The following is a 21,619-nucleotide window of genomic DNA, read 5'->3' as shown; positions in this document are numbered from 1 at the left end:
AAATACGATTAATGCTGTTAATACTACCGCTCCGCTTGCTGATCCTAAGAAGTCACCTTTTGTTACGTTTAATACTTGCTCGTTGTTCATAATTTTCATTCTCCCTTCTCTTATTTTTGTTACAAAACTTCTATTATACTAATACGCTTGATAGAAATACGATTAATGCTGTTAATACTACCGCTCCGCTTGCTGATCCTAAGAAGTCACCTTTTGTTACGTTTAATACTTGCTCGTTGTTCATATCATTCATTCTCCTTTTTTGTAAGTTATCTATATGTAATTTCTAAGAAATGTTTAGTTCATAGTTTTCATGTTAACGTTACATTGAAATTAATTACGTAACGTTTGTAACATTAATGTAACATAACTATTATTACGTTGCAATATAATTACGTAAATTTTATTACACTTTTTTTACGTTTTTTTAAATAAACACTCAAAAACCTTGTTTTAATGCGTTTTCTACTACAATTACATTTGTAACACTAGTGTAACATTAAGGTCATAAAGCGAAATATAATATTATTCATCTCTATTTTGTTAAAAACCAAAGTGAAACTTTAATCAACGAGAGTTCCATTCCCTACTAATTATTCCCCCTCACCAATCGCACTTTTACTAGAAATTAATGCGGGATAAAATACTATCTTTCCAAGATAAGTTTATATGTTTCCTCTATATAACTATGTATAATGGAAACAAAGAGGTGGTCATTTTGAAATTAATCGCACTAGATATGGATGGTACACTACTATCATCTAATCTTGAAATCTCCAAAGAAAACTTACAAGCTATCCAAACCGCAAAAGAAGCTGGTCATATTGTAATGATTTGTTCTGGCCGCGCGAAAGAGGACGCTTTAAAATTATTGGAAGAATATAAACTAGCTCTTCCAGTTGGAGCAAGCAATGGGGCAATTGTTTATGTGGATGGAAAAGTAATTAACTCGCGTTGTTTACAAAATGATAAAGTATACAAGCTTGCAAAGTTACTAGAATCTGAAGGTTTTCCATATAAGTTGTACACAAATAAAGGGGTTTACTCTCCTTATACATGGCAAGATCAAGTTATGCAGGCATTCGAAGAAAACAAGCATACACTAGATGTTACACTTGAGGAACTTGAAAGAATTACAGAAAAACAAAAGAAATCAAACTTAATTACTGATTTCCAAAAAATCGAAGATGTTGTAAATAATCCAGAATTAGAAATATCTAAATTCTTTATTTTGACATTTAATGCTGCTCATCGTTCGCAGCTATTGCAAACTTTACAAGAAGATACGGATATTTCAGTTACCGCATCAGCCCCTACTAATGTAGAAATTATGGATAAGCATGGTCATAAAGGGAACGGCCTACAAGAAATGGCAGCTTATTTCAATATACCAATTGAAGATACTGTTGCAATCGGTGACAACTTTAATGATGTGCCAATGCTACAAGTAGCCGGCTTATCAGTTGCAATGGGAAATGCTGAAGAAGACGTAAAAAAATTATGTGACGTTGTTACATTAACAAATAATGAAAACGGTGTTGCTCATGCAATTGAGCAATTTGTATTGAAACAAACTTCATCTAGTAAATAAAGTGAAACTTTAATCAGAGGTGGGGTTCCTCTGATTATTAGTTGAACCAATCGGGCTTTTACGGGCAGTTAATCTCCCACCTAACTTCCCCGCATGCGTCGAATTTTCAGGTGGGAGTCTTACTGCCCGTTAATGCGGTGTAAAAAAAAGGACTCTTTCACTTTTTGAAAGAGTCCTTTTTTTACACATGGTGACAAGCAACAAAATGATTTTCGCCCACATTACGGAATTCTGGTACATTCGTTTTACAAATATCTGTAGCAACGGGGCAACGTGTATGAAAACGGCAACCTGATGGTGGATTTGCAGGACTTGGAATATCCCCTTCTAAAATAATCCGTTCTCGCTTAACCGTTGGATCCGGTATTGGCACTGCTGATAACAATGCTTTTGTATATGGATGAAGCGGATTTGCAAATAACTCATCACGTGGTGCTGTTTCCACAATAGTTCCTAAATACATAATTCCAATTTTCGTACATAAGTGCTCCACAACACTTAAATCATGTGAAATGAATAAATAGGATAATCCCTTTTTCTCCTGTAATTCACTAAACAAATTAATGATTTGCGCTTGAATAGATACATCTAATGCCGCAACAGGCTCATCAGCCACAATAAATTCTGGATCTAATACCATTGCCCTTGCAATAACGATACGCTGACGTTGCCCACCGGAAAACTCATGAGGGTACCGGTCAATATGATACGGCGCTAAACCACATAACTCCAATACTTCTATCACCTTTTCACGGACATTTTCTTTCGTCGCTAGTCCGTGAGCCAACATTGGCTCACCAAGTGCTTCTCCAATTCTCATTCTAGGATTTAATGAGCTAAATGGATCTTGGAACACGAGCTGCATATTAGGACGGTGCTTTCTCAGCTCCTCTTTTGATAAAGCATGAACATCTTGACCTTTAAACTTCACTTCACCTTCTGTTTTTTGAACGAGACGGAGAATTGTTTTCCCTATCGTCGTCTTCCCACTTCCAGACTCTCCTACAAGGCCAAACACTTCTCCTTTATCAATTGTAAAGCTTACCCCATCTACCGCTTTCACATGTCCAATCGTTCTACTAAATACGCCGCCCTTAATCGGAAAATACGTTTTTAAGTTCTTCACTTCTAATAATGGTTCACTCATTGCCCAGCACACTCCTCATATAACCAACAAGCTACTTTATGATCCTCGTCATGCACATTAAGATTTGGCGCTTCATTTTTGCATATTTCCATGCAATGTTCACAGCGGCCACTAAAGTAGCAAAACTCATCTAAGCCAACTAAATTTGGAACTTGCCCTGGAATAGAATAAAGTTTATCTGTTCGTTTCCCCATTACTGGTTTTGATTTTAGTAGCCCTTGCGTATATGGATGTTTCGGATTTTGAAATATCTCTAGTACCGGTGCCTCTTCAATAACTTTCCCACCATACATAACGACAACATAATCGGCCATTTCTGCTACAACACCTAGATCATGTGTAATTAATAAAATCGATGTTTTAAATTCCTCTTTTACTTGCCTTAGTAAATCTAATATTTGCGCTTGAATCGTAACGTCCAGAGCTGTTGTCGGTTCATCTGCAATTAATAACTTTGGATTACAACTAAGTGCAATAGCAATCATAATACGTTGTAACATGCCACCGCTTAATTCGTGCGGATAAGAATGGACAATTTCATCAGCACGAGCAATACCAACTTTACGAATTAATTCAATTGCTTTTTTGTATGCTTCATTTTTGCTAAGTAGCTCATGCTCTCTTAACGTCTCAACAATTTGCTCTCCAACAGTAAAGACCGGATTAAGCGATGTCATCGGTTCCTGGAAAATCATCGCGATATCATTTCCTCTTAAACTACGAAGTTCTTTCTCTTTCATTCCTAAAAGACTTTTTCCTTCATAAAGAATATCACCACCAACGATGCCGCCAGATTCAGCAATAAGTCCCATAATAGATAAAGCCGTTACACTTTTCCCGCAACCTGATTCGCCTACTACACAAACTGTTTCACCTTCTCGAACTGAAAAGCTAACATGATTGACAGCCTTTACTGTGCCTTCTTCCGTCTGAAAGTGTGTTTGTAAATCCTTTAGCTCTACTACTGCTCTACTCATGCTTTCTCACCTACCGCTTCATCTTTGGATCTAATGCATCACGAAGTGCATCGCCAAGTATATTAATTGATACAACTGTTATAAAGATTGCAAAACCAGGCGGGATCCATAACCACGGACGCTTTTGAAAATCGATTAATGAGTTTGCTGCGCTAATCATATTTCCCCACGATGGTGTAGGCGGAACAACACCAAGACCTAGGTAGCTTAGTGCAGATTCACTTAAAATAGATCCTGCCACACCTAACGTCGCTACAACAATTAATATTGGAAAAACGTTTGGAATTAAATGATGGAGAATTTTACGAGAATCTTTTAATCCCAAGACGTCCGCTGCCTGCATAAATGCTTGCTCCCGCAGCGTTAAAATTTGACCTCGTACGAGGCGTGCAAGTCCTGGCCATCCTACTAAACTTAAAATAATCATTACGACATATAACCGATATTCTGATGGTAGTTTCCATTCTGATAAAATTGCCCCCATTATAATAAGCAGCGGTAATCCTGGAATGGACATTAACACATCTGCAATACGCATAATTAGATGGTCTACAATGCCACGATAAAAACCAGCAATGGCTCCTAACAGAGCACCGAGTATAACAGATAGTAACATCGATGCTAAACCGATTGTTAATGAAATACGTCCTGCTTGCATAAGCCTAGTTAAAATGTCCCGTCCTAATTGGTCTGTTCCGAGCCAATGTGAAAGGTTAGGTGGTTTATTGATTTGCGTTACTTGTACTGTCCCCGAAGCATATGGTGAAAAGATTGGACCAATGAAACTAAATAAAAACATAAATATTAAAATGTATAAACCAAACAATGCCAACTTATTTTGCTTTATTTTTTTATAGGCTTGACGCCATGGTGATGATTCGTTTCTTTTTTTCGGTTCTTTCTTTTTCTTTATTGTTGTAATAGTCTCCATATCTTCCCCCCCTTACTTCAGTCGAATTCGTGGATCAACAAGCCCATATACAATATCTGCAAAAAAGTTCGCCATAATTGTTAAACAAGAAAGAAACATCGTAAATGCCATTAATACTGTATAATCACGAAAGTTCAATGCTTCTAATTGAATACTTCCAATCCCTGGCCAGTTAAAGATTTGTTCAATAATAATTGCGCCAGAAAATAAGCCTGGTAATTCAAACGCAAGTAAAGTAATCGCTGGTAAAATTGCATTTTTCAATGCATGCTTATAAATAACTTTTCTTTCTTTCAACCCTTTTGCACGTGCAGTACGAATATAGTCTTGTCTTACAACATCCAACATACCTGTTCTAAAATATCGTGTTAATGACCCTACACCGAGAAGCGTTAAAATAAATACAGGCAGAATCATATGACGTAATACTTCCAATATGTATGTGATACCTGTCGAATTACTTCCAATATCAATCATGCCGCCAATTGGTAATAAATTTAAATCAACTGCCAATAATTTAATTAAGAACAATCCTATAAAAAATGATGGGAATGACATTGCAGCAAAAACACCAATTGTTACAAGTCTATCAAACCATGAATGCTGTTTTGTTGCTGAAACAACACCAATTATAAGAGCAATAATCCAAGTGAAAAATAAAGCTGCAACTGCAACAATAAATGTATTCCAAATGAACTTATTAAGTAATGATGTTACTGGTTCTTGATATTGTAATGAGAAGCCAAAATCACCGTGCAGTGCGTTACCTAGCCAGTGAAAGTATCTTTCAATAATCGGCTTATTTAAACCATACAGTTCCCTTAATTCTTGAGCTCTCTCTGGTGTTAACTTTGGATTAGAATCAATATAATCACCTGGCAAGAGTGCAAATAAGAAAAAGATAATAATGGACGTACCAAACAATGTAGGAATCATTTGTAGAAACCTACGAATGATGTATGTTTTCACCTTTTGTCTCCCCAATCCTATTTACTTAAAAATAGAAGAACATTTTTTCAAAGCAGCGTTTATTCCTTGCTGTATGAAAAAATGTCTTCTATTATTTCAGTTAATCTTTATTTTTCAACTGATAGCACTGGTAAGTTAGAACTAATACCATCATATTTTTCTGGATTGATGCCTTGTATACGTGCATTGTGAGCGTAAAGTAGTTTACGATAGTTTAGTAAAATAACCGGTGGATCATCGCTTAACTCTTTATACAGTTCTTTATAAACTGCTTTACGTTTTTCAATATCTGTCGTCTCTATGCCTTTTACAATTAATTCATCAACTTTCGGATTACTATAACCTGTATCACTTTTTGGGTTAGTTGATAAGTAGTCACTTACCACTTCACTTGGATCACTAATTCCTGGTGTTGAAACCGCTGCTAAATCATAGTCACCTTTTCCCACTTTTGAAAGCATCGTATTAAAGTCCATTAGCTCTGGATTTATTTCAACACCGATTGCTTTGTAGCTTTCTTTTGCAATTGGAATAAAGATATCATTTGTTTTTCCTGTATTTGATGCGTAGTATGTTAATTTTAATTTTTGACCATCTTTTTCACGAACCCCGTCAGAACCTACTTTCCAACCAGCTTCATCCAATAATTTTTTAGCCTTTTCTACGTCGTATGGATATTTATTAATTCCTTCTTCCGTATATGCCCACGAAACTGGAGCAATTGGTACGTTAGCAACAGAACCATATCCTTGTAAAGCTGTATCAACATACTTCTTACGATCTAACCCATAAATAAGTGCTTGGCGGACTTTCTTATCTTTCAAATATGGCTTCTTATTATTCACATAAATATAAGCGATATCACTAGAAGACTCGAGATTAATATTCGCAAAACCTAATCCTTTTAATTGTTCTATATTTTCAGGATTTGCTCTAAATCCACTATAATCCAGTTCACCTGTTTGGAATAATTGGAATCCAGTATCGCCTGATGTTATTTTGTAAATAAAGTTTTTGATTTTCGGTTTTCCTGCATAATAATGTTCATTGGCAACAAAGCGAACTTCTTGACCTGGAACATATTTCTCAAATTTATATGGTCCCGCAGCAATTGGTTGCCCATACAACGCTTTTAAATAGTCTAAACTTGTATTTTGTTTATATTCTTTTCCATAATAAGCTTTTGATAACACTGACCCACCTAAAGCAGTTAGTGCCTGAGAATTAACTTTTTCAGTTATAATTTTAATTGTTTGTGGATTAACAACTTGAACTCCTTCAATAGAAGTTGCTTTTCCTTCTTTATATTCTTTCCCACCTTTAATGGCATACTGAGCAATATCCACCCCACCTTCATATGCTTTATCATGGAGTAGTGTTAATGTGAATGCTACGTCATCCGCTGTTAAAGGTGAACCATCACTAAACTTTAAATCTTTACGTAAATGGAATGTATATGTTAACTGATCAGCAGAAATATCCCATTTTTCTGCAAGGTCTGGAGTAGGTTTACCTTGTTTGTCTGTTGTTACTAGTGATGCAAAAATAACAGACGTTACGTTTCCATCCCAACCATTCTCTTGGAAATATGGTAAGAAAACGCCTCCTGGCTTAGAAATAGCCGTGATAAAAGTATCCTTGCGCTGATTTGCTTTTTCTGGGCTTTTCTTCTTATCTGTAGCTGGAATTGTTTCAATCTTAGAGTCTTTTAAATCCTGTTTTTGCACTGGTTCTGTAGAAGCCGTATCCTCCTGTCCCCCACAAGCAGATAACACAAGCGAACTACTCAGTAATACCGAAAATACACCAGCCCATTTTTTTGTCTTTTTCTTCATTGTCCCCACCCTAACTTTTTTTTAATAATTACACCTTATGAACTGCTTGCCTAATGTATGCCTCCCACAGCAACATTTCATAGCCGATCGGAAAAGTCGGTTTTAAACGTAAAAAAAGATGTTTTTGAGGGGTAACAATCTTATTCCGACCTTTCCGGTAGACTTTATGGTTATTAGCTTATATCTTTCAGTATATTTTGTCAATTATTTCTATATAAATATTTTGAGAATTCTTTCGAAATTATTGATCAATCTTTAATTTAAATAAACTTAGCAAAAAATTCATTCTATTACCTAATAGTCCCGCATAGAATAATAACAATTAACTACCAAGAAGGGGGCGAAAATATGGACAACCTATTCCAATATGTCCTGCACTATGTGCTATTAACAATCATGATAGTCGGGGCGTTATTACTATTCCCTTTCTTCCCAAAGTTCGTCCTCTTTTTAGCTTTTTTTATTATGCTCGGGATCGCTATTATAATTTCAACAAGGGAAGATACCACACAAAAAGAAAGCAGAGTTCAGCGCGTAAAGCTGTAACTCTGCTTTCTTTTTTCAGTCATAACGTATTCTTGTTAAACCAATTACGAAAAATACTCCTGCAAATAAAATGAGTATACCAATATATACTCCTATATCTGCTAATGTACCTCCCCTTACAATTAACTCAGTAAAGCCACGCATCGCCCACGTTTGCGGAACAAAATTTGCCGCCGCTTGCATCCATGAAGGCTCAATTTCAATTGGCCAATAAAGACCACTAATCATACACGTTGAAATTACAACGATATTCCCTAGTGCGGACTGCTGTTCTGTTGTTTTCACGATACTTGCCAATAATAAAGCTAGACCAATAACCGCTAATAGCAATACTGAAACGAGTGTAATAACCCCTAATAAATTTCCCCACTGCACATCAAATAATGAATGCGTTAATATCATTAAAACACCAAATTGAATCCACCCTATTAAAAAGAAGGAAAGGATATATCCTGCTAGTATTTGAATTTTTGAAACTGGTGCCCCTAATAAACGAGACCAAACACCAAGTTGTCTAGCTTTCAAAATGGTTCCCGTCGCACTTAACATGACAATCATGACGAATAGAATTGAAAAACCTGCCGCTCGCCCTGTAACGTTATTTAACTTTTGATCATCGTGTAAAATCAATTCTTTTTGAATCGAAACAGGATCTATTTTTGTATAAATTGTTTCATACATCGTTTCCCACGAAGTGTTACTTTTCTTCTCAAAATCTCTTGCTGCACTAACTTCTATCTCCATCTTTTTTAATGCACTTGCTAATACTTGCTCTACAGAAGTTCCACCCGTAAAATCAGCACTGGCTTGAAATTGGATATTTTCTACTTTTCCATCTAGCATACTCTTTTGAAAATCTTTCGGAATGATGATTATACCAGATGATTTCTTATCTTCGATCCTCTGTGTCCCTTCCCTATACGTTACCTTTTCTATAGAAATTAAATCACTTTTCTTTATTTCCTCATAATACTTGCCAGATAATACAGAACCATCTTTATCTACTAAACTAACATTTACTTTCTCATTCCCACTTCCGCCTAAAAGTCCACCGAAAATGAGTGTAAAAATAATAGGCATTCCAAACATGAGTATATAACTTTGTGGCTTAATTAAAATTTGTTTTAATTCTAGCCAACAAAGCGCCCAAACTTTCTTCATCATTTCCCCTCCTATCTCGTACGTAAACGTAACGTTCCAATCATAACGGAGATAATTCCTGCACTACATAAACTTAAAATGACAGGGAATAGCACATCCCAAGATGTTCCCGACATAATATTTAAGAAGCTCGTAAGTGCCCATTTATTCGGAGCAATATTCGCAACTGTTTGAAGTGTATCGGGAAATACGTAAATCGGTAACATTGATCCTCCTAATATAGCTAGTATTTGAATACCGATTCCCCCCATTAAATCTGCCGTTTTTTCCTCACGAATAAAAGCGGCGATTAACATAGATAAACCAGAAACACAAATTGCATAAGAAATTCCCAACACTACTATTTGAGACACATCTGCGCCCCATTCCACATGAAACATAAAGTGTGTAGCAACTATAAATATTCCAAATTGTATACAGGCAAATAGTAATGTACCTAAAAACTTCCCGAATAAAATTGAAAATGAGCTCGTCGGTGTACTGAACAAACGCGCCAACGTTTCAGTTCGTTGCTCTGTTACAACTGACTTTGCACCTACTGTTATGTTATATAGTAAAAACATGACTAACATTGCTGCTGCATAATATTGCATCGCTGCAACTGTTTTTTTGCCTACCGTTCCTTTTTGGATGTTACCCACACTTGCAGTTGCTATCGTCTGTAGACTTCCACTTACCTCTTTTGCAACTTGTGCTACATCACTCTGCTGAGATTTTGCTAATTCTGTTACAACACTTTTAGTAGATACTGCGACTGTTTGAACACGTTCTGAAAAAGAGCGGATCATTGACTCAGCAATTTTTGCTTGTATATCTTTTGATGGGTCTATAAGCACCTTTGGTTCTTTTAATTTTCCATCTTGTACTTGTTCGCTCCATTTATTTGGGATGACAATTCCTACATCGATTTTCTTTCCCTTTAACATATCTTCAAGCTCTTCCTGAGAATTAACTACCTTTACTTTCACATCATCTTTTATTTCTTTAGATTGCAATACATCTTTTTGAAAGACATCGGCAAACTCATCCGTTCCCTCTTGATAATAGCCAATTACTGTTTTCGGTAGTCCACCACTCTCAAATACATTACTTAATGCTGAACCTAAAATGGCCGTTAATACAAGTGGCATAATTAACATCATCATAAATCCGCGCCGATCAATTAAACGGATTTTTAAATCTTTCCATGCAATAATGAAACTTCTCATCTCGTACTAACCCCCTTAATCACGAAGTGAACGTCCTGTTAATTGTAAAAAAAGTGCCTCTAAATTCGGTTCTTTTACTTCCAGTTTTAAAATTTGAGCTTTGTTTTCAACAACTTCTGAAACAACTATGCCAATTGCCTCGCCACCATTTAGTCCAATATCAATCGTGCTACTATCTTCGTCAAAAATAATCCGCTCAACAACAGGTAGTGCCTTCAACTTTTGTAGCAGTTCCGTACTGTAGCGATTTAATTGTAATTTCACCATAAACCCATCTGTTAGACGATTACATAGCTCTCTTTTCGTTCCTAGTGCAATTACCTTTCCATGATCAACGATGGCAATTCGCTCACATAAATACTCAACTTCTTCCATGTAATGACTCGTATAAATGACCGTCATACCTTTTTCATTTAACTTTTTAACAGTCTCTAAAATATGATTTCTCGATTGCGGATCAATCCCGACTGTCGGTTCATCCATAATTAATAACTCTGGTTCGTGCATAAGTGCTGCACCAATATTAATACGCCTTTTCATTCCACCTGAAAATGTTTCAATTTTATCTTTTCCCCGATCCTGTAAACCGACGTAAGCTAACACTTCCTCTGCCCGCTCTTTTGCAACTTTTCCATTTAAACCGTACATCTTTCCCCAGAAGATTAAATTTTCCTTTGCTGAAAGTGTCGGATACAGCGCAATGTCTTGCGGGACAATACCGATTTTCTTTTTCGCTTCTAATGGATACTCTTTTACAGATTTCCCACCAACTTTTATATCACCACTATCGTATGGAATTAACCCGCAAATCATTGATATCGTCGTTGATTTCCCCGCTCCATTTGGTCCAAGCAACCCAAATGTTTCACCTTTTTTCACTTCAAAAGAAACATTCTTTACGATTTCCTTCTTGCCAAATGATTTCGTAATATGATCTATGACTAACATATTGATTCAGCCCCTTTGTATTCATCTACACTTTCATTGTAGAAAAATTTCTTTTCTTCTCCATCAGCCTTAAGATAGAAATACAAAATAAAAAAGCAGCAAATTCCGCTGCTTTTTCACACTTATATATGCCAAAAGTCATGTGTACATCGTGACGCCATACCTTACTGCGTATATCGCAGCTTGTGTTCGATCTCTCAGTTCTAGCTTACTAATCAAATTAGAAACATGATTCTTAACAGTTCCCTCGGTAATAAATAGCTTTTCGGCAATCTCTTTATTATTTAACCCCAGTCCAATTGCTCTTAAAACATCTACTTCTCGCTCAGTTAATTGTTTTAGTTGTTCTGGTGGGTTACACTCTACTGCCACTTTCGTCTTTTTTAATTCCTCTATAATTTGCGCTGTTATATCCTGAGGAAGCACAACCCCGCCACTATGCACCGTTAAAATTGCTTGCGCGATTGCATCTGTCTCCATATCCTTCAATAAATAACCACTCGCTCCTTGCTCCAATGCTTCAAAAATAAGCTCACTATCATTGAATGTCGTCAACATAAGAACCTTTATATGAGGGAACTGTTCTCTAACTAAACGTGTTCCTTCAACACCATTCATACGAGGCATCCGAATATCCATCAAAATAATTTCAGGATGTAGCTCTTTCACTTTTTGTAGCACTTCGTCTCCATCCGTAGCCGTTCCCACTACTTCAAGTTCTGGACGTAAATTTAATAACATCGCTAAACCATCGCGAATGAGTGATTGATCATCAACAATCATAATGCGAATCATACCGTTCCCCCTATTACCCATGTTTTCTCCTGAAGCGGAAATTCAATCTGTAACTGGAAGCCTTTTTCTATCTCACTCTCAAATTGAATAGTTCCACCATGTTCCTCTACACGTTCTTTCATATTAAGTAAACCAAAACCTGGACTTACCTCGTTGACTCCCACACCATTATCCGAAATACAGAGTTTAACTTGTTTCATTGAACAAGTTAAACTCACTTCACATAAACTCGCTTTCCCGTGACGTTTTGCATTTGTTAAAGACTCTTGCATAATACGAAGTAATGTAGGATGTAGCGACAATGGAATTGTAACAGGATCTCCTTGCAATCGAAAAGATGCTTGTACTTTCGTCATTTTAGAATATTCATTCAACATTCCACGCATATTTTCTACTATGTTTCCTAGTTTGCTTTCCTCTTTTAAAGCATGAACAGAAGCTCTTACTTCTTGAAGTGACTTTCTAGCCAGTTCATAACATGTATGTAAAACCGTTTCTGTCGTATCTGAGTTTTGCTTCCATAGCGCTTCCGCTAGTTGCAACTGCACAAGCAAAGCTGTCATATTATGACCCACGGTATCATGAATTTCTCGGGCAATATCATTTCGCTCCCGAACCGCCGTCAATTCCTCTACCTCTTTGGCATATAGCCTTAATTGTTCATGTGCTTCTTTTAAAGCTGTATGGGATAATGCTAATTCCTCATATTGCTCATCTACCATTTTCCGCGCAGCTGTAAGTTTTTTTATTAAGTTTCCAGCTAAAGCACTGAAAATGATAAACATAAAGTTAATTGCATTACTCTCCAATTCCAGACTCTCTGTATGTTGATACGTATGTAGTATATTTATAAACCAACAAAGAAAGAAAAAAGCGATAAAAAAATAAGTCATCCTTTTACGCCAATCATGAATAAATAATCCTACCGCATCAATTCCAAATATAATTAAATACAAACATGTCTCGGGAAATAAAAACCCTAATAACGCTGTGACAATACCATTTGTGAGCAAGGTATAAAAAACAAGTTTCCTACTCCCTTTTGCTTTTACAAGCAAAATATGATTCACAATATAAATAAAAAGTGCAATACCGACAAAAATTTGTAAATTTTCTGTTTCACGTGAAACATGATTTGCGTAAACTAAGCAAATCATGACGATTGTAGCAATCCGCGCATATCCTAACATAAAATTCTCCCCACGTTTTAGTGACCTAAAGTTCATTCTCTTATCACATTAACAAGAAAATTATACCAATTTTTCTACTTTCATTATACTAAAAAGAGCAAGCCCTCCCCAAAAATATGAGAAAACAACTTGCTCTTTTTCATTCTATTTTCTTTACTCCACAATATTCTCTAACTCATTATATAACTCCGCTCGCAAAAACTCGTTTTTCGTTTTTTCTTCATACAATTGTTCAAGCATTTCAACATCAACTACATGTTCCATTTTACATTCGAGTGCATATATATCTTCTTCTATATGCATTAACTCGTTTTCAACTTCCTCTAAATTCCTAGACTCCTTCTTTTTTATAGGCATTACTTTTAACACTTTATTCCCTTGCTGTTGCTGCTTCTGTTTTGCTACTTGTTTCTCAATTCTTTCTTCCCACTTTTGACGAGCCCATGCATAGTTCCCTGCAAACTCAAATAATTTGTGCTCATCAATCCAATATGTTTTTTCAAATAACTTATTTAAGAAATAACGATCATGTGAAACAGCTAAAATAGTCCCATTATATTGTTCAAGGGCCTCCTCTAAAACTTCCCTTGATTCAATATCAAGATGATTCGTCGGTTCATCTAAAATAAGAAAATTAACATCTTGATACATAAGTTGCGCGAGTCTTAACCTCATTTTTTCTCCGCCGCTAAGTTGCGTTACTTTCTTAAAAACAGCTGGACCATAAAATAAAAATCGCGCTAATATATGTCTTGCTTCTCCCTCTGTTACAGCCACGCAATCTCTGAAAGCTTCCAATACATTGTTCTTCATATTCCCGTGCGCATGTTGCGATAAATAACCGATTTTCACACTACTACCAATTCGAATTTCTCCAGCATCTTGCTGCATTTCTTTTAGTAATAGTTTTAATAGCGTAGTTTTTCCTGTACCATTACGTCCAACGATAGCTGCGCGCTCCTGAAAACGAAGATGCAAATTTACTTTCTCAAATAAAGATCGTTCAGCAAATCCTTTACTCACTTCTTTCATTACAACAACATCTTTCCCGCTTCTCTCTTGCCCTTCAAACTGAAGTCCCATCTGTTTTCTATCCAAAATGGGTCTCTTTAGTTTCTCTATACGCTCTAATGCACGTTCCATATTTCTCGCTCTCTTATGCAATCCTTCATTCGGCGGATTCGCTTGATTTGCCCATTCACGTAGACGCTTAATTGCTTCTTTCATTTTCTTTATTTTCTTTTGCTGTTCTTGATACGCTTGAAATTCTTGAAGCAGCCTTTCTTCCTTTTCCTCAACAAACTGTGAATAGTTCGTATGATATACGTGAATTTCTCCATCTTCTAAATCAAAAATTTTCGTTACAACTTCATCAAGGAAATAGCGATCGTGCGAAATGACCATAACTGTTCCTGTATATTCTTTTAGAAATTGCTCTAACCACTCGACTGCAAATAAGTCCAAATGATTTGTTGGTTCATCTAACAAAAGTAGATCTGGTTTCTGCAATAGCATATACGCAAGGCTTACTTTTGTTTGTTCTCCACCACTTATCTCCATAAATGACCTTCGAAATAGTTCCGTCACCTGTAGACCATTTGCTACCTTCATAATATTCGCTTCTATTTCATAACCACCGAGAAACGCGTACCTTTCTTGAATTACTCCGTATCTCTCCATCAATTTTTGTAAAGCAGATGATTCCTGTTCTTCTGCCATATTTTTTTCTAAAGCATGCATTTCTATCTCCAACTCTTTTTCCTTTTTAAAAGCGGAGCTTAATACATCATATACATTCATTTCATTATTGAATTTTGGAATTTGTGCTACATGACCGATGCATGTACCTTTCTTCATATGAATGGCTCCTGCATCCAAACTCTCCATTCCTGTTAGAAGCTGAAAGATAGTTGTCTTCCCACTACCGTTACGACCAACTAATCCAATACGTTCTCCATTCTTTATTTCAAGCGATATATTTTCAAATATGATGTTTCCACCAAAAGATTTCTTTACATTATTTACACTACAAATTGTCATTTTCCGTACTCCTTTCAATATAAAAAACCATGGGAAAGAAACATTCCCCATGGTTTTTGTCATAGAAAAAGGAAGCCAAATAGCTCCCTTTTCACACGTTTATCAAAAATGGGTGAAGAGACCTCTATCGTTCAATAGCTACTATGCAATTGTTAAAAAAGGGCATACGTATCCCGTTAACAACTACATCATGAAAAATCGCACGACAAATATAGATATAATCTAAAAATTTTGCGCGCGTAGCTAAAGAACATTTCATCTCATTCACTCCTTTCGTACGGAATTTAATACTTACTTCTTTATTATACTTCCCCGATTTATGTTTGAATAGTCATTTTTCTGAAAATAATGAAGATAGACTAAACATTTCAATAAGTGACATCAAATCTTACAAAACTGTTATGTTCACGTAATGGAAAGCGATAGTACGAAAAGATGCCTCCCTATACAATAAAGATATAAACAAGAGAGACAAAAACAAGGAGGAAACAATCATGATGAAAGAACTCGTAAAAGCAATCTTTGAGGTATTAGTGAACGGACAAGCAGTTGTAAAAGAACTAAACGAACTATAAAAGGGAGGAAAGAACTATGATGAACATGGTAAAAATGATCTTACATGCTTTAGTTGATGCGAAAGCAGTTAGCCAAGAATTAAACCAACAATAAAAAGGGGTATATGAATATGAAGAAAGCCATTATTGTAATCGCAAGTACAGCAATTGCCTTATACACAATAAAAAATAGAAAAAAGAAACAAAATGAAAATGAAAATGCTCTATATTATCCATACACACTATTAAAGAAAAAATAAAAGACAAGGTACCCTATTGCAATGAGGATATCTTGTCTTTTATTTTTCCCTATTCCCTTTAAAGGATTTCCTTCTCCTTTTCCCGAATGTATTAAGCGGGATTTTTACATATATTTTAAAGGGGCATATATACAAATGGATACACAACAACTATATTTTTTAAACGATATCGGTAAACAAAAACCAGAAAGCATTCGGAACAGACGTGCTGCATGTCCTTTTTGTGACAGAAAAAATTTAACGGATATTTTAGCAACTGAGGGCTCTATTATTTGGTTAAAAAATAAATTCCCTACATTAAAGGATACCTTTCAAACCGTGCTAATCGAAACAGATAATTGCGAAGACCATATCGCAACATATACAGAAGAACATATGAGAAAACTAATTCGCTTCTCTATTCTCCATTGGTTAAACTTACAGGAAAATGAAGAATTCACTTCTGTGATTTTATACAAAAATCATGGTCCATTTTCAGGCGGAAGTTTGCATCATGCACATATGCAAATTATCGGAATGAAACATGTAGACTATCTTGAAAATATTGAAGAAGCAAATTTTCAAGGGGTAATTGTTCAAAAAAATGAACGCATTGAACTCAACATTTCAGGGCGTCCTATTATCGGCTTTACTGAATTTAATATCATCATTGAAGATATTGCATTTATAGATGAAATGGCCAATTATATTCAGCAAACTGTACGTTACATACTGACAGATTTCCATAAAGGATGTAGTAGTTATAACTTATTCTTCTATCATCTAAATGGAAAAATGATTTGTAAAGTTGTTCCTAGGTTTGTCGTTTCACCGTTGTATGTAGGATATAAAATACCACAAGTTTCTACAAAACTAGAAGAGGTGAAAATACAACTAGCGCAGTATTTCACGAAAGAAAAGGATGAAATTATTCATAAAAAAACAGAGTAGGTATAAAAAACCTACTCTTTGATTACACCTTTATTTCGATAGTATACATCCTCTAATCCGATGTTATACTTCATATTGTTATCCGTCCACTCTGGTCCTAAATTCCCTGGCCATCCAGATGTATTCGCTATATATTTCAGTAATGCAAAATCAGTCAAACCTTTTTGCACCCCGCGCTTATAACCTTTCATTAAATGCGGCATTGCAATTTGCGCATTTGTACGTGGATCTTTCAGCTCTTCATCAGTTAAATGATCTGGCGCAAGCCCACCACCGCGGTGTAATTGAAACAATCCGAATGAAGTTCCGTTATCTCCAACACTTCTTGGATTTAACCTACTTTCGTGTTCGGCAATTGTAAGAGGTATCCATTCCGGAAGGTTTACTTTCTTTGCTTCCTCTATAATGATTTGTTTCATCTGTTTTGCTTCTTCTGAATCAACATAGCTTGTCTCATTCATTAGCTTACCCATTCCTTCAGACTTTCCTTGGAAATATAAATACACTCCAAGAACAACTAAAAATCCTACAAAGAATTTCTTCACTACCTCTACCTCTTTCTCCGCTGAAATTTGTCCCCTTTCAGCCTTTCTTTTACAATTACCAACACTCTATCATTCTCTTACCTTTCAATCATAGCAAATTACTATACATATTATCATCATGCTTTAGACCGATTTTGCGAAAAAACATATGGTAAATACGTGCAAAAATGTAACTTACATGGACTATAACTTATTTCTTGTATATAATTGTAAATTGAATTCCATATATAGAATAGGAGCATAAATAAATGAAAAGAACTCTACTAATCTTTTTCAGCATTTTACTACTCATTCCTATACATACCTCTGCACAAACATCATCAAAATCAAAAGTACTCGTTTTGTATAGTACAGAAGACAACAAAATTACAAACAATGTACAAATCCTTAATACTCAGTTAGGGCACTTTACAAAAGATATAACAGTAAAAAGCTTAAAGGAAGTAAAGGAAATTACTGAATCATCTTCTTATACACATATTGTTTATATCGGAGAGAAAAAAGAAGATTTTTCTATTGCAGCAAAACAATTTCTAGAAAACTTCTCAGGTCCCATATTAGTTTTAGGACAAAATGTTGAACAATTATCTAATCGTTTTTCTTTCATTACCTCGAAAGAAACCGATATACGAATTCACACTATAGAATATCCGACTAACCAGTTAAAAAATGAATTACATGAAGAACGCTTAATGAAGAAAATTGAAACAAAAGGAACAACTCTTGCTTACGCCTTGAGTGCTGATGGAACTCATCCGTTAATCATTCAGCAAGGAACATCCTATTATGTTGCAACTCCAAACCTTTTCGATTGGATGTCTCATTACGTCGGTGAAATGTTATTTTCTTATTTCGGACAAAAACCTGAAACAAATAAAACTTCAGCTTATTTACGTCTTGAAGACGTTCATCCAGCTGTAGATGTAAAGCAATTAAAAGAAATCGCTGAATTACTAAAAGAGAAAAAGCTCCCTTATATGATTACCGTTATCCCTGTTTACAAAGATCCAGACACAGGAAAAACAGTACATTTAAAGGATAACTCTGAATTAATCGATGTTTTACACTTTATGCAAGATAATGGTGGCTCTATCGTTATGCATGGTTACACACATCAGTTTTATGATAGTGAAACTGGCGAAGGTTTTGAATTTTGGGATGTAAAAACAGATCAACCAATTCGCCAACCAAACCATGAAAAATCAAAAACAAAAAAAGATTTTCAGTCTACAGAAGACTATAATAAATACGTAAAAAACGGGAAAGCCTTCGAAGAAAAATATATTAAAGATCATATTGAAAAAGGGATTACAGAGCTTGTAGAAGCTAAATTATATCCAGTTGCCTTTGAAGCTCCGCACTATACAATGTCTCAAAAAGGATATGAAATACTATCACAATATTTTTCAACTTATGTAGGACAAATACAACTAAACGATACAACTTGGAAATCAATGCACTCACCGGCTTATATAAGTACACCGTCATTTTTACATGGGATGAAATTAATTCCTGAAACTGTTGGCTTTATTGAAGAAGGGAAGCCACAAGCTATAGCAAAAATGAAAGAACGTGCTTTATCTATCACTAAACTATCTGATGGAATTATCGGTGCATTTTATCATCCTTACTTGGGCGTTGAACCATTAAAAGAAGTATTAAAAGAACTAGAAAGTATTCCAAACATAGAGTGGATTGATTTACAAAAAGAAACAAATGAAGTAAAAATGAAAGATATTCATATTACTACTAATAAAGACGGCATTCACGTTGAAAAACCAACAAGTGCGAATGACATAATTGATTATATAAAACAATATGGGTTCTTCCTTATAATTGGGTTCATTATAATTGTCTTTCTTTTATTATTAAGACGTGCGAAAAAATTAGAGTCATAAAAAAACACCAAGCGAGATGCTTGGTGTTTTTTTATGACTCACTAACTTTATAAAATCGCACCGTATTCGCATATATTTGCTCAGTAACTTTCTCTACTGATATTTTTTTTATTATACTAATTTCTTGTAATACATCTTTTATCATATAAGGATGTGTCATCGTATCCTTCTGAAATTCCCACGGCCCATCTGTTTCTACCATCATATATTCAAGCGGATAATACGAAACGATTTTTCTAATTTTCTCCTTATGTAAAACATCCGGTGTGATAGAAATATAATAACCGTTCCTCATCATCCGTTTCATTGTCTCTTCACTTCCTTTAAACCAATGAAAGTGTGCACGCGAAACTTTATATTCTTCAAGTAAACCACATACAGTGTCAGTATCTTCATAAACCGCATGCAATATAATTGGTAAATCGTATTTACTAGCTAGTTCCACAAACTTTTTTAACACCGCTATGTATGGATCAATAGCAATATTTTCATCTTCTTTCCTTAAATAATATGGCAAGCCCACTTCACCAATCGCAACGATTTCCTCTACATGATCTTCAATTAATTTATAAATTTGTTCACATTCCTCTTTATGAATCGGCTGCTCCGGATGAAAACCTATTGCTGGATGTACAAAAGGATATCGCTTTGCTAAAGATAAAGTTTCTAGACATGATTGATAATTCATAGATACTGCAATAAGCCCTTGTATCTCTTTACTGTTTTCCACATCTATAAATAATCTACTTTTCTCTTCATTCTCATATTGATCAACATGTATATGGCTATCAATCAATTTCATCTTTATGCCCCCATAAAAAAAACAAGAAAGGGTCTTCCTTCTTGTTTTATCATCTATATTAGTTAACAATTAAATTTGTTATTATATCAAATAATCCAATACATACTACGGCAACAGTAAAGTAGCTACAGAAATCTTTAATTGGAAACTTCACTACTTCTTCTTTACGCATCCCAGTTTTCTCCCTTCTTAATATATCCCTAATTATTTTTTATCTATTTGTATCTATTATGCAAAAAATATGACAAATTTACTATCGAATTAACTTACGTAAACCTTACAATGTTGTAAGGTTTGAAAAAGAGCCTCATCTAAATAGAGATGAGGGCTATTAAAAATTAGTTGGTTTTTCATTCTTCATTAACATTACAAACAGAAAGTGATACAGTGAGACTTTCTAGTTACACTATATGAAATTTACTATATTTTAACCATCGAATTACATTACAGAAGGCTTACATGTTTGTAAGCTATGTGTAATGTAATTCGATAGTTTCCCTTACCTATATTTCTTACAATAAAGTTAGAAAGTAAGCCAAATAAGAAGAACACTCACATAACCAAATTACATTGCTAGTAGCCGACTCTTCTTATACCTTTCACTCATGCTACTACAATGTACCCCCTTTCCCTTTATATAATAAGAAAAGCCTTAGTCCATATGGACTAAGGCTTTTTCACGAACCTAAAATACCCCTACCTAGTATTTTTATTTTCGACAAAAAATAGGCGGGGGTATAATTCGCTATCTCATCGTTAAAAGTTTACTCTTCGCATTAATAGGAATATTTACAGCTTCAATTTCTTCAATTGCCTCGCCGTAGCGTCCTTTTGCGTACACCTTTAATGCTTCATCTCTCTTTAACATATGCTTAACAGTCTTCTTTACTTTTTGTTCTCTTCCACGTTCATCAAATGCAATAAATTCATATTCATACCATTCATCACCGACATGCTGACCAATCGCATCCACAATTGTATAGTATTCTTTCGTCGTATAAAGCGGATTATATTTATCAATAACTGGTCCAAGTTTCGTAGGTAGTAATACTACTAGTATCACTACCATAGCTATTACAGTAGTAATTATTTTTTTCTTCATAATACTGATCTTCCTCCTCTGCAGGATAGTTATATATCCATTCTAAAGAGCAGGAATTTAATCTACCATTCAATCCCATTACATTACCCTTACATTTTTGTAAGAATAAAGTGGAGCCTTAATCAGCCCTCACCAATCGGGCGTTTACGGGCAGTGGATCTCCCACCTAACTTCTTTGCTCCAGCTGAAT

Annotated in this window: 22 protein-coding genes; 5 read left to right on the top strand and 17 right to left on the bottom strand. The window is 35.1% G+C overall.

Annotation, left to right across the window (positions count from 1 at the left end; all coding sequences use genetic code 11):
- Together MR155_RS25850 and MR155_RS25845 are read right to left on the bottom strand one after the other, a co-directional pair.
- Positions 1-90: DUF3948 family protein (locus tag MR155_RS25850; protein WP_396027184.1), on the bottom strand; the 90-nt coding region annotated here is incomplete at its 3' end.
- A gap of 43 nt (positions 91-133) precedes the next feature.
- Positions 134-253 carry a DUF3948 family protein gene (locus MR155_RS25845; RefSeq protein WP_002009865.1) on the bottom strand — a complete coding sequence of 40 codons (120 nt, stop codon included), beginning with the start codon at positions 251-253 and terminating at the stop codon, positions 134-136.
- A 465-nt stretch (positions 254-718) separates the two neighbouring features.
- Here MR155_RS25845 and MR155_RS25840 point away from each other — a divergent pair, with 465 nt between their 5' ends.
- Positions 719-1,591: a Cof-type HAD-IIB family hydrolase gene (locus tag MR155_RS25840; RefSeq protein ID WP_219300606.1), complete on the top strand. Its 873-nt coding sequence runs from the start codon at positions 719-721 to the stop codon at positions 1,589-1,591.
- 181 nt (positions 1,592-1,772) lie between these two features.
- Here the strand turns inward: MR155_RS25840 and MR155_RS25835 are convergent, their stop codons facing one another.
- From MR155_RS25835 to MR155_RS25815, 5 genes are all read right to left on the bottom strand, one after another.
- Positions 1,773-2,738 carry an ABC transporter ATP-binding protein gene (locus MR155_RS25835; RefSeq protein WP_219300608.1) on the bottom strand — a complete coding sequence of 322 codons (966 nt, stop codon included), beginning with the start codon at positions 2,736-2,738 and terminating at the stop codon, positions 1,773-1,775.
- Entirely contained in the window at positions 2,735-3,715 is a 981-nt protein-coding gene (locus tag MR155_RS25830; protein ID WP_242311473.1) for an ABC transporter ATP-binding protein, read from the bottom strand. Before MR155_RS25830 ends, MR155_RS25835 begins: the two co-directional genes overlap by 4 nt.
- A 10-nt stretch (positions 3,716-3,725) precedes the next feature.
- Positions 3,726-4,646: an oligopeptide ABC transporter permease gene (gene opp4C / locus MR155_RS25825; protein ID WP_242311472.1), complete on the bottom strand. Its 921-nt coding sequence runs from the start codon at positions 4,644-4,646 to the stop codon at positions 3,726-3,728.
- 12 nt (positions 4,647-4,658) lie between these two features.
- Entirely contained in the window at positions 4,659-5,615 is a 957-nt protein-coding gene (locus tag MR155_RS25820) for an ABC transporter permease (protein ID WP_061689743.1), read from the bottom strand.
- 107 nt (positions 5,616-5,722) lie between these two features.
- The gene (locus MR155_RS25815) at positions 5,723-7,450 is read right to left on the bottom strand and encodes an ABC transporter substrate-binding protein (protein WP_219300612.1); all 1,728 of its coding nucleotides are present in this window, start codon (positions 7,448-7,450) and stop codon (positions 5,723-5,725) included.
- Between the two features lie 348 nt (positions 7,451-7,798).
- Between MR155_RS25815 and MR155_RS25810 the strand changes: the two genes are divergently transcribed.
- Positions 7,799-7,996 carry a hypothetical protein gene (locus tag MR155_RS25810; protein WP_000369259.1) on the top strand — a complete coding sequence of 66 codons (198 nt, stop codon included), beginning with the start codon at positions 7,799-7,801 and terminating at the stop codon, positions 7,994-7,996.
- Positions 7,997-8,011: 15 nt separating this feature from the next.
- On the opposite strand, the gene MR155_RS25805 is transcribed toward MR155_RS25810, so the two are convergent.
- The 7 genes from MR155_RS25805 to MR155_RS32085 form a co-directional block, all read right to left on the bottom strand.
- Positions 8,012-9,157 carry an ABC transporter permease gene (locus tag MR155_RS25805; protein WP_242311471.1) on the bottom strand — a complete coding sequence of 382 codons (1,146 nt, stop codon included), beginning with the start codon at positions 9,155-9,157 and terminating at the stop codon, positions 8,012-8,014.
- An 11-nt stretch (positions 9,158-9,168) separates the two neighbouring features.
- Positions 9,169-10,365, bottom strand: coding sequence for an ABC transporter permease (locus MR155_RS25800; protein ID WP_219300616.1), 1,197 nt, complete (start codon positions 10,363-10,365; stop codon positions 9,169-9,171).
- Between the two features lie 15 nt (positions 10,366-10,380).
- Positions 10,381-11,313 (bottom strand): ABC transporter ATP-binding protein, encoded by a 933-nt coding sequence (locus tag MR155_RS25795; RefSeq protein WP_000960163.1) that lies wholly within the window; start codon positions 11,311-11,313, stop codon positions 10,381-10,383.
- Between the two features lie 138 nt (positions 11,314-11,451).
- A complete protein-coding gene (locus MR155_RS25790) occupies positions 11,452-12,108 on the bottom strand; it encodes a response regulator (RefSeq protein ID WP_242311470.1) in 657 nt (218 codons plus the stop codon).
- Positions 12,105-13,298, bottom strand: a complete 1,194-nt coding sequence (locus MR155_RS25785) for a sensor histidine kinase (protein WP_078185466.1) — start codon at positions 13,296-13,298, stop codon at positions 12,105-12,107. Before MR155_RS25785 ends, MR155_RS25790 begins: the two co-directional genes overlap by 4 nt.
- A 153-nt stretch (positions 13,299-13,451) precedes the next feature.
- Positions 13,452-15,338 carry a ribosomal protection-like ABC-F family protein gene (gene abc-f, locus MR155_RS25780; RefSeq protein WP_113938338.1) on the bottom strand — a complete coding sequence of 629 codons (1,887 nt, stop codon included), beginning with the start codon at positions 15,336-15,338 and terminating at the stop codon, positions 13,452-13,454.
- A gap of 124 nt (positions 15,339-15,462) precedes the next feature.
- Positions 15,463-15,597, bottom strand: coding sequence for an RAxF-45 family protein (locus MR155_RS32085; protein ID WP_002139888.1), 135 nt, complete (start codon positions 15,595-15,597; stop codon positions 15,463-15,465).
- A 420-nt stretch (positions 15,598-16,017) separates the two neighbouring features.
- Here MR155_RS32085 and MR155_RS25775 point away from each other — a divergent pair, with 420 nt between their 5' ends.
- On the top strand, positions 16,018-16,152 hold the full coding sequence (locus tag MR155_RS25775) for a spore coat protein B (RefSeq protein ID WP_219300618.1): 135 nt from the start codon (positions 16,018-16,020) through the stop codon (positions 16,150-16,152).
- Positions 16,153-16,287: 135 nt separating this feature from the next.
- Positions 16,288-17,082, top strand: coding sequence for a DUF4931 domain-containing protein (locus MR155_RS25770; RefSeq protein ID WP_472927180.1), 795 nt, complete (start codon positions 16,288-16,290; stop codon positions 17,080-17,082).
- Between the two features lie 11 nt (positions 17,083-17,093).
- Here MR155_RS25770 and MR155_RS25765 read toward each other — a convergent pair whose 3' ends face one another.
- A complete protein-coding gene (locus tag MR155_RS25765) occupies positions 17,094-17,627 on the bottom strand; it encodes a transglycosylase SLT domain-containing protein (protein ID WP_000713256.1) in 534 nt (177 codons plus the stop codon).
- A gap of 248 nt (positions 17,628-17,875) precedes the next feature.
- On the opposite strand from MR155_RS25765, the gene MR155_RS25760 reads away from it, so the two are divergent.
- Positions 17,876-19,525: a DUF2334 domain-containing protein gene (locus MR155_RS25760; RefSeq protein ID WP_242311468.1), complete on the top strand. Its 1,650-nt coding sequence runs from the start codon at positions 17,876-17,878 to the stop codon at positions 19,523-19,525.
- 31 nt (positions 19,526-19,556) lie between these two features.
- Here the strand turns inward: MR155_RS25760 and MR155_RS25755 are convergent, their stop codons facing one another.
- Both MR155_RS25755 and MR155_RS25750 read right to left on the bottom strand, forming a co-directional pair.
- Positions 19,557-20,327: a TatD family hydrolase gene (locus tag MR155_RS25755; protein WP_061689750.1), complete on the bottom strand. Its 771-nt coding sequence runs from the start codon at positions 20,325-20,327 to the stop codon at positions 19,557-19,559.
- 745 nt (positions 20,328-21,072) lie between these two features.
- On the bottom strand, positions 21,073-21,429 hold the full coding sequence (locus tag MR155_RS25750; RefSeq protein WP_242311466.1) for a YxeA family protein: 357 nt from the start codon (positions 21,427-21,429) through the stop codon (positions 21,073-21,075).
- Positions 21,430-21,619 lie beyond the last annotated feature (190 nt).

The sequence above is a fragment of the Bacillus cereus group sp. BfR-BA-01331 genome, from assembly GCF_022663915.1.
Taxonomy (GTDB): Bacteria; Bacillota; Bacilli; order Bacillales; family Bacillaceae_G; genus Bacillus_A; species Bacillus_A mycoides.
Note: the sequence above shows the minus strand (reverse complement) of the source record. Positions and strands in the feature narration are given on the sequence as shown.

Bases quoted from the DNA above. Each gene is read 5' to 3' on its own strand.
- MR155_RS25845 (WP_002009865.1), bottom strand. From the start codon at position 253: ATGAATGATATGAACAACGAGCAAGTATTAAACGTAACAAAAGGTGAC.
- MR155_RS25835 (WP_219300608.1), bottom strand. From the start codon at position 2,738: ATGAGTGAACCATTATTAGAAGTGAAGAACTTAAAAACGTATTTTCCG.
- MR155_RS25830 (WP_242311473.1), bottom strand. From the start codon at position 3,715: ATGAGTAGAGCAGTAGTAGAGCTAAAGGATTTACAAACACACTTTCAG.
- opp4C (WP_242311472.1), bottom strand. From the start codon at position 4,646: ATGGAGACTATTACAACAATAAAGAAAAAGAAAGAACCGAAAAAAAGA.
- MR155_RS25815 (WP_219300612.1), bottom strand. From the start codon at position 7,450: ATGAAGAAAAAGACAAAAAAATGGGCTGGTGTATTTTCGGTATTACTG.
- MR155_RS25810 (WP_000369259.1), top strand. From the start codon at position 7,799: ATGGACAACCTATTCCAATATGTCCTGCACTATGTGCTATTAACAATC.
- MR155_RS25805 (WP_242311471.1), bottom strand. From the start codon at position 9,157: ATGAAGAAAGTTTGGGCGCTTTGTTGGCTAGAATTAAAACAAATTTTA.
- MR155_RS25800 (WP_219300616.1), bottom strand. From the start codon at position 10,365: ATGAGAAGTTTCATTATTGCATGGAAAGATTTAAAAATCCGTTTAATT.
- MR155_RS25795 (WP_000960163.1), bottom strand. From the start codon at position 11,313: ATGTTAGTCATAGATCATATTACGAAATCATTTGGCAAGAAGGAAATC.
- MR155_RS25790 (WP_242311470.1), bottom strand. From the start codon at position 12,108: ATGATTCGCATTATGATTGTTGATGATCAATCACTCATTCGCGATGGT.
- MR155_RS25785 (WP_078185466.1), bottom strand. From the start codon at position 13,298: ATGTTAGGATATGCGCGGATTGCTACAATCGTCATGATTTGCTTAGTT.
- abc-f (WP_113938338.1), bottom strand. From the start codon at position 15,338: ATGACAATTTGTAGTGTAAATAATGTAAAGAAATCTTTTGGTGGAAAC.
- MR155_RS32085 (WP_002139888.1), bottom strand. From the start codon at position 15,597: ATGAAATGTTCTTTAGCTACGCGCGCAAAATTTTTAGATTATATCTAT.
- MR155_RS25775 (WP_219300618.1), top strand. From the start codon at position 16,018: ATGAATATGAAGAAAGCCATTATTGTAATCGCAAGTACAGCAATTGCC.
- MR155_RS25770 (WP_472927180.1), top strand. From the start codon at position 16,288: ATGGATACACAACAACTATATTTTTTAAACGATATCGGTAAACAAAAA.
- MR155_RS25760 (WP_242311468.1), top strand. From the start codon at position 17,876: ATGAAAAGAACTCTACTAATCTTTTTCAGCATTTTACTACTCATTCCT.
- MR155_RS25755 (WP_061689750.1), bottom strand. From the start codon at position 20,327: ATGAAATTGATTGATAGCCATATACATGTTGATCAATATGAGAATGAA.
- MR155_RS25750 (WP_242311466.1), bottom strand. From the start codon at position 21,429: ATGAAGAAAAAAATAATTACTACTGTAATAGCTATGGTAGTGATACTA.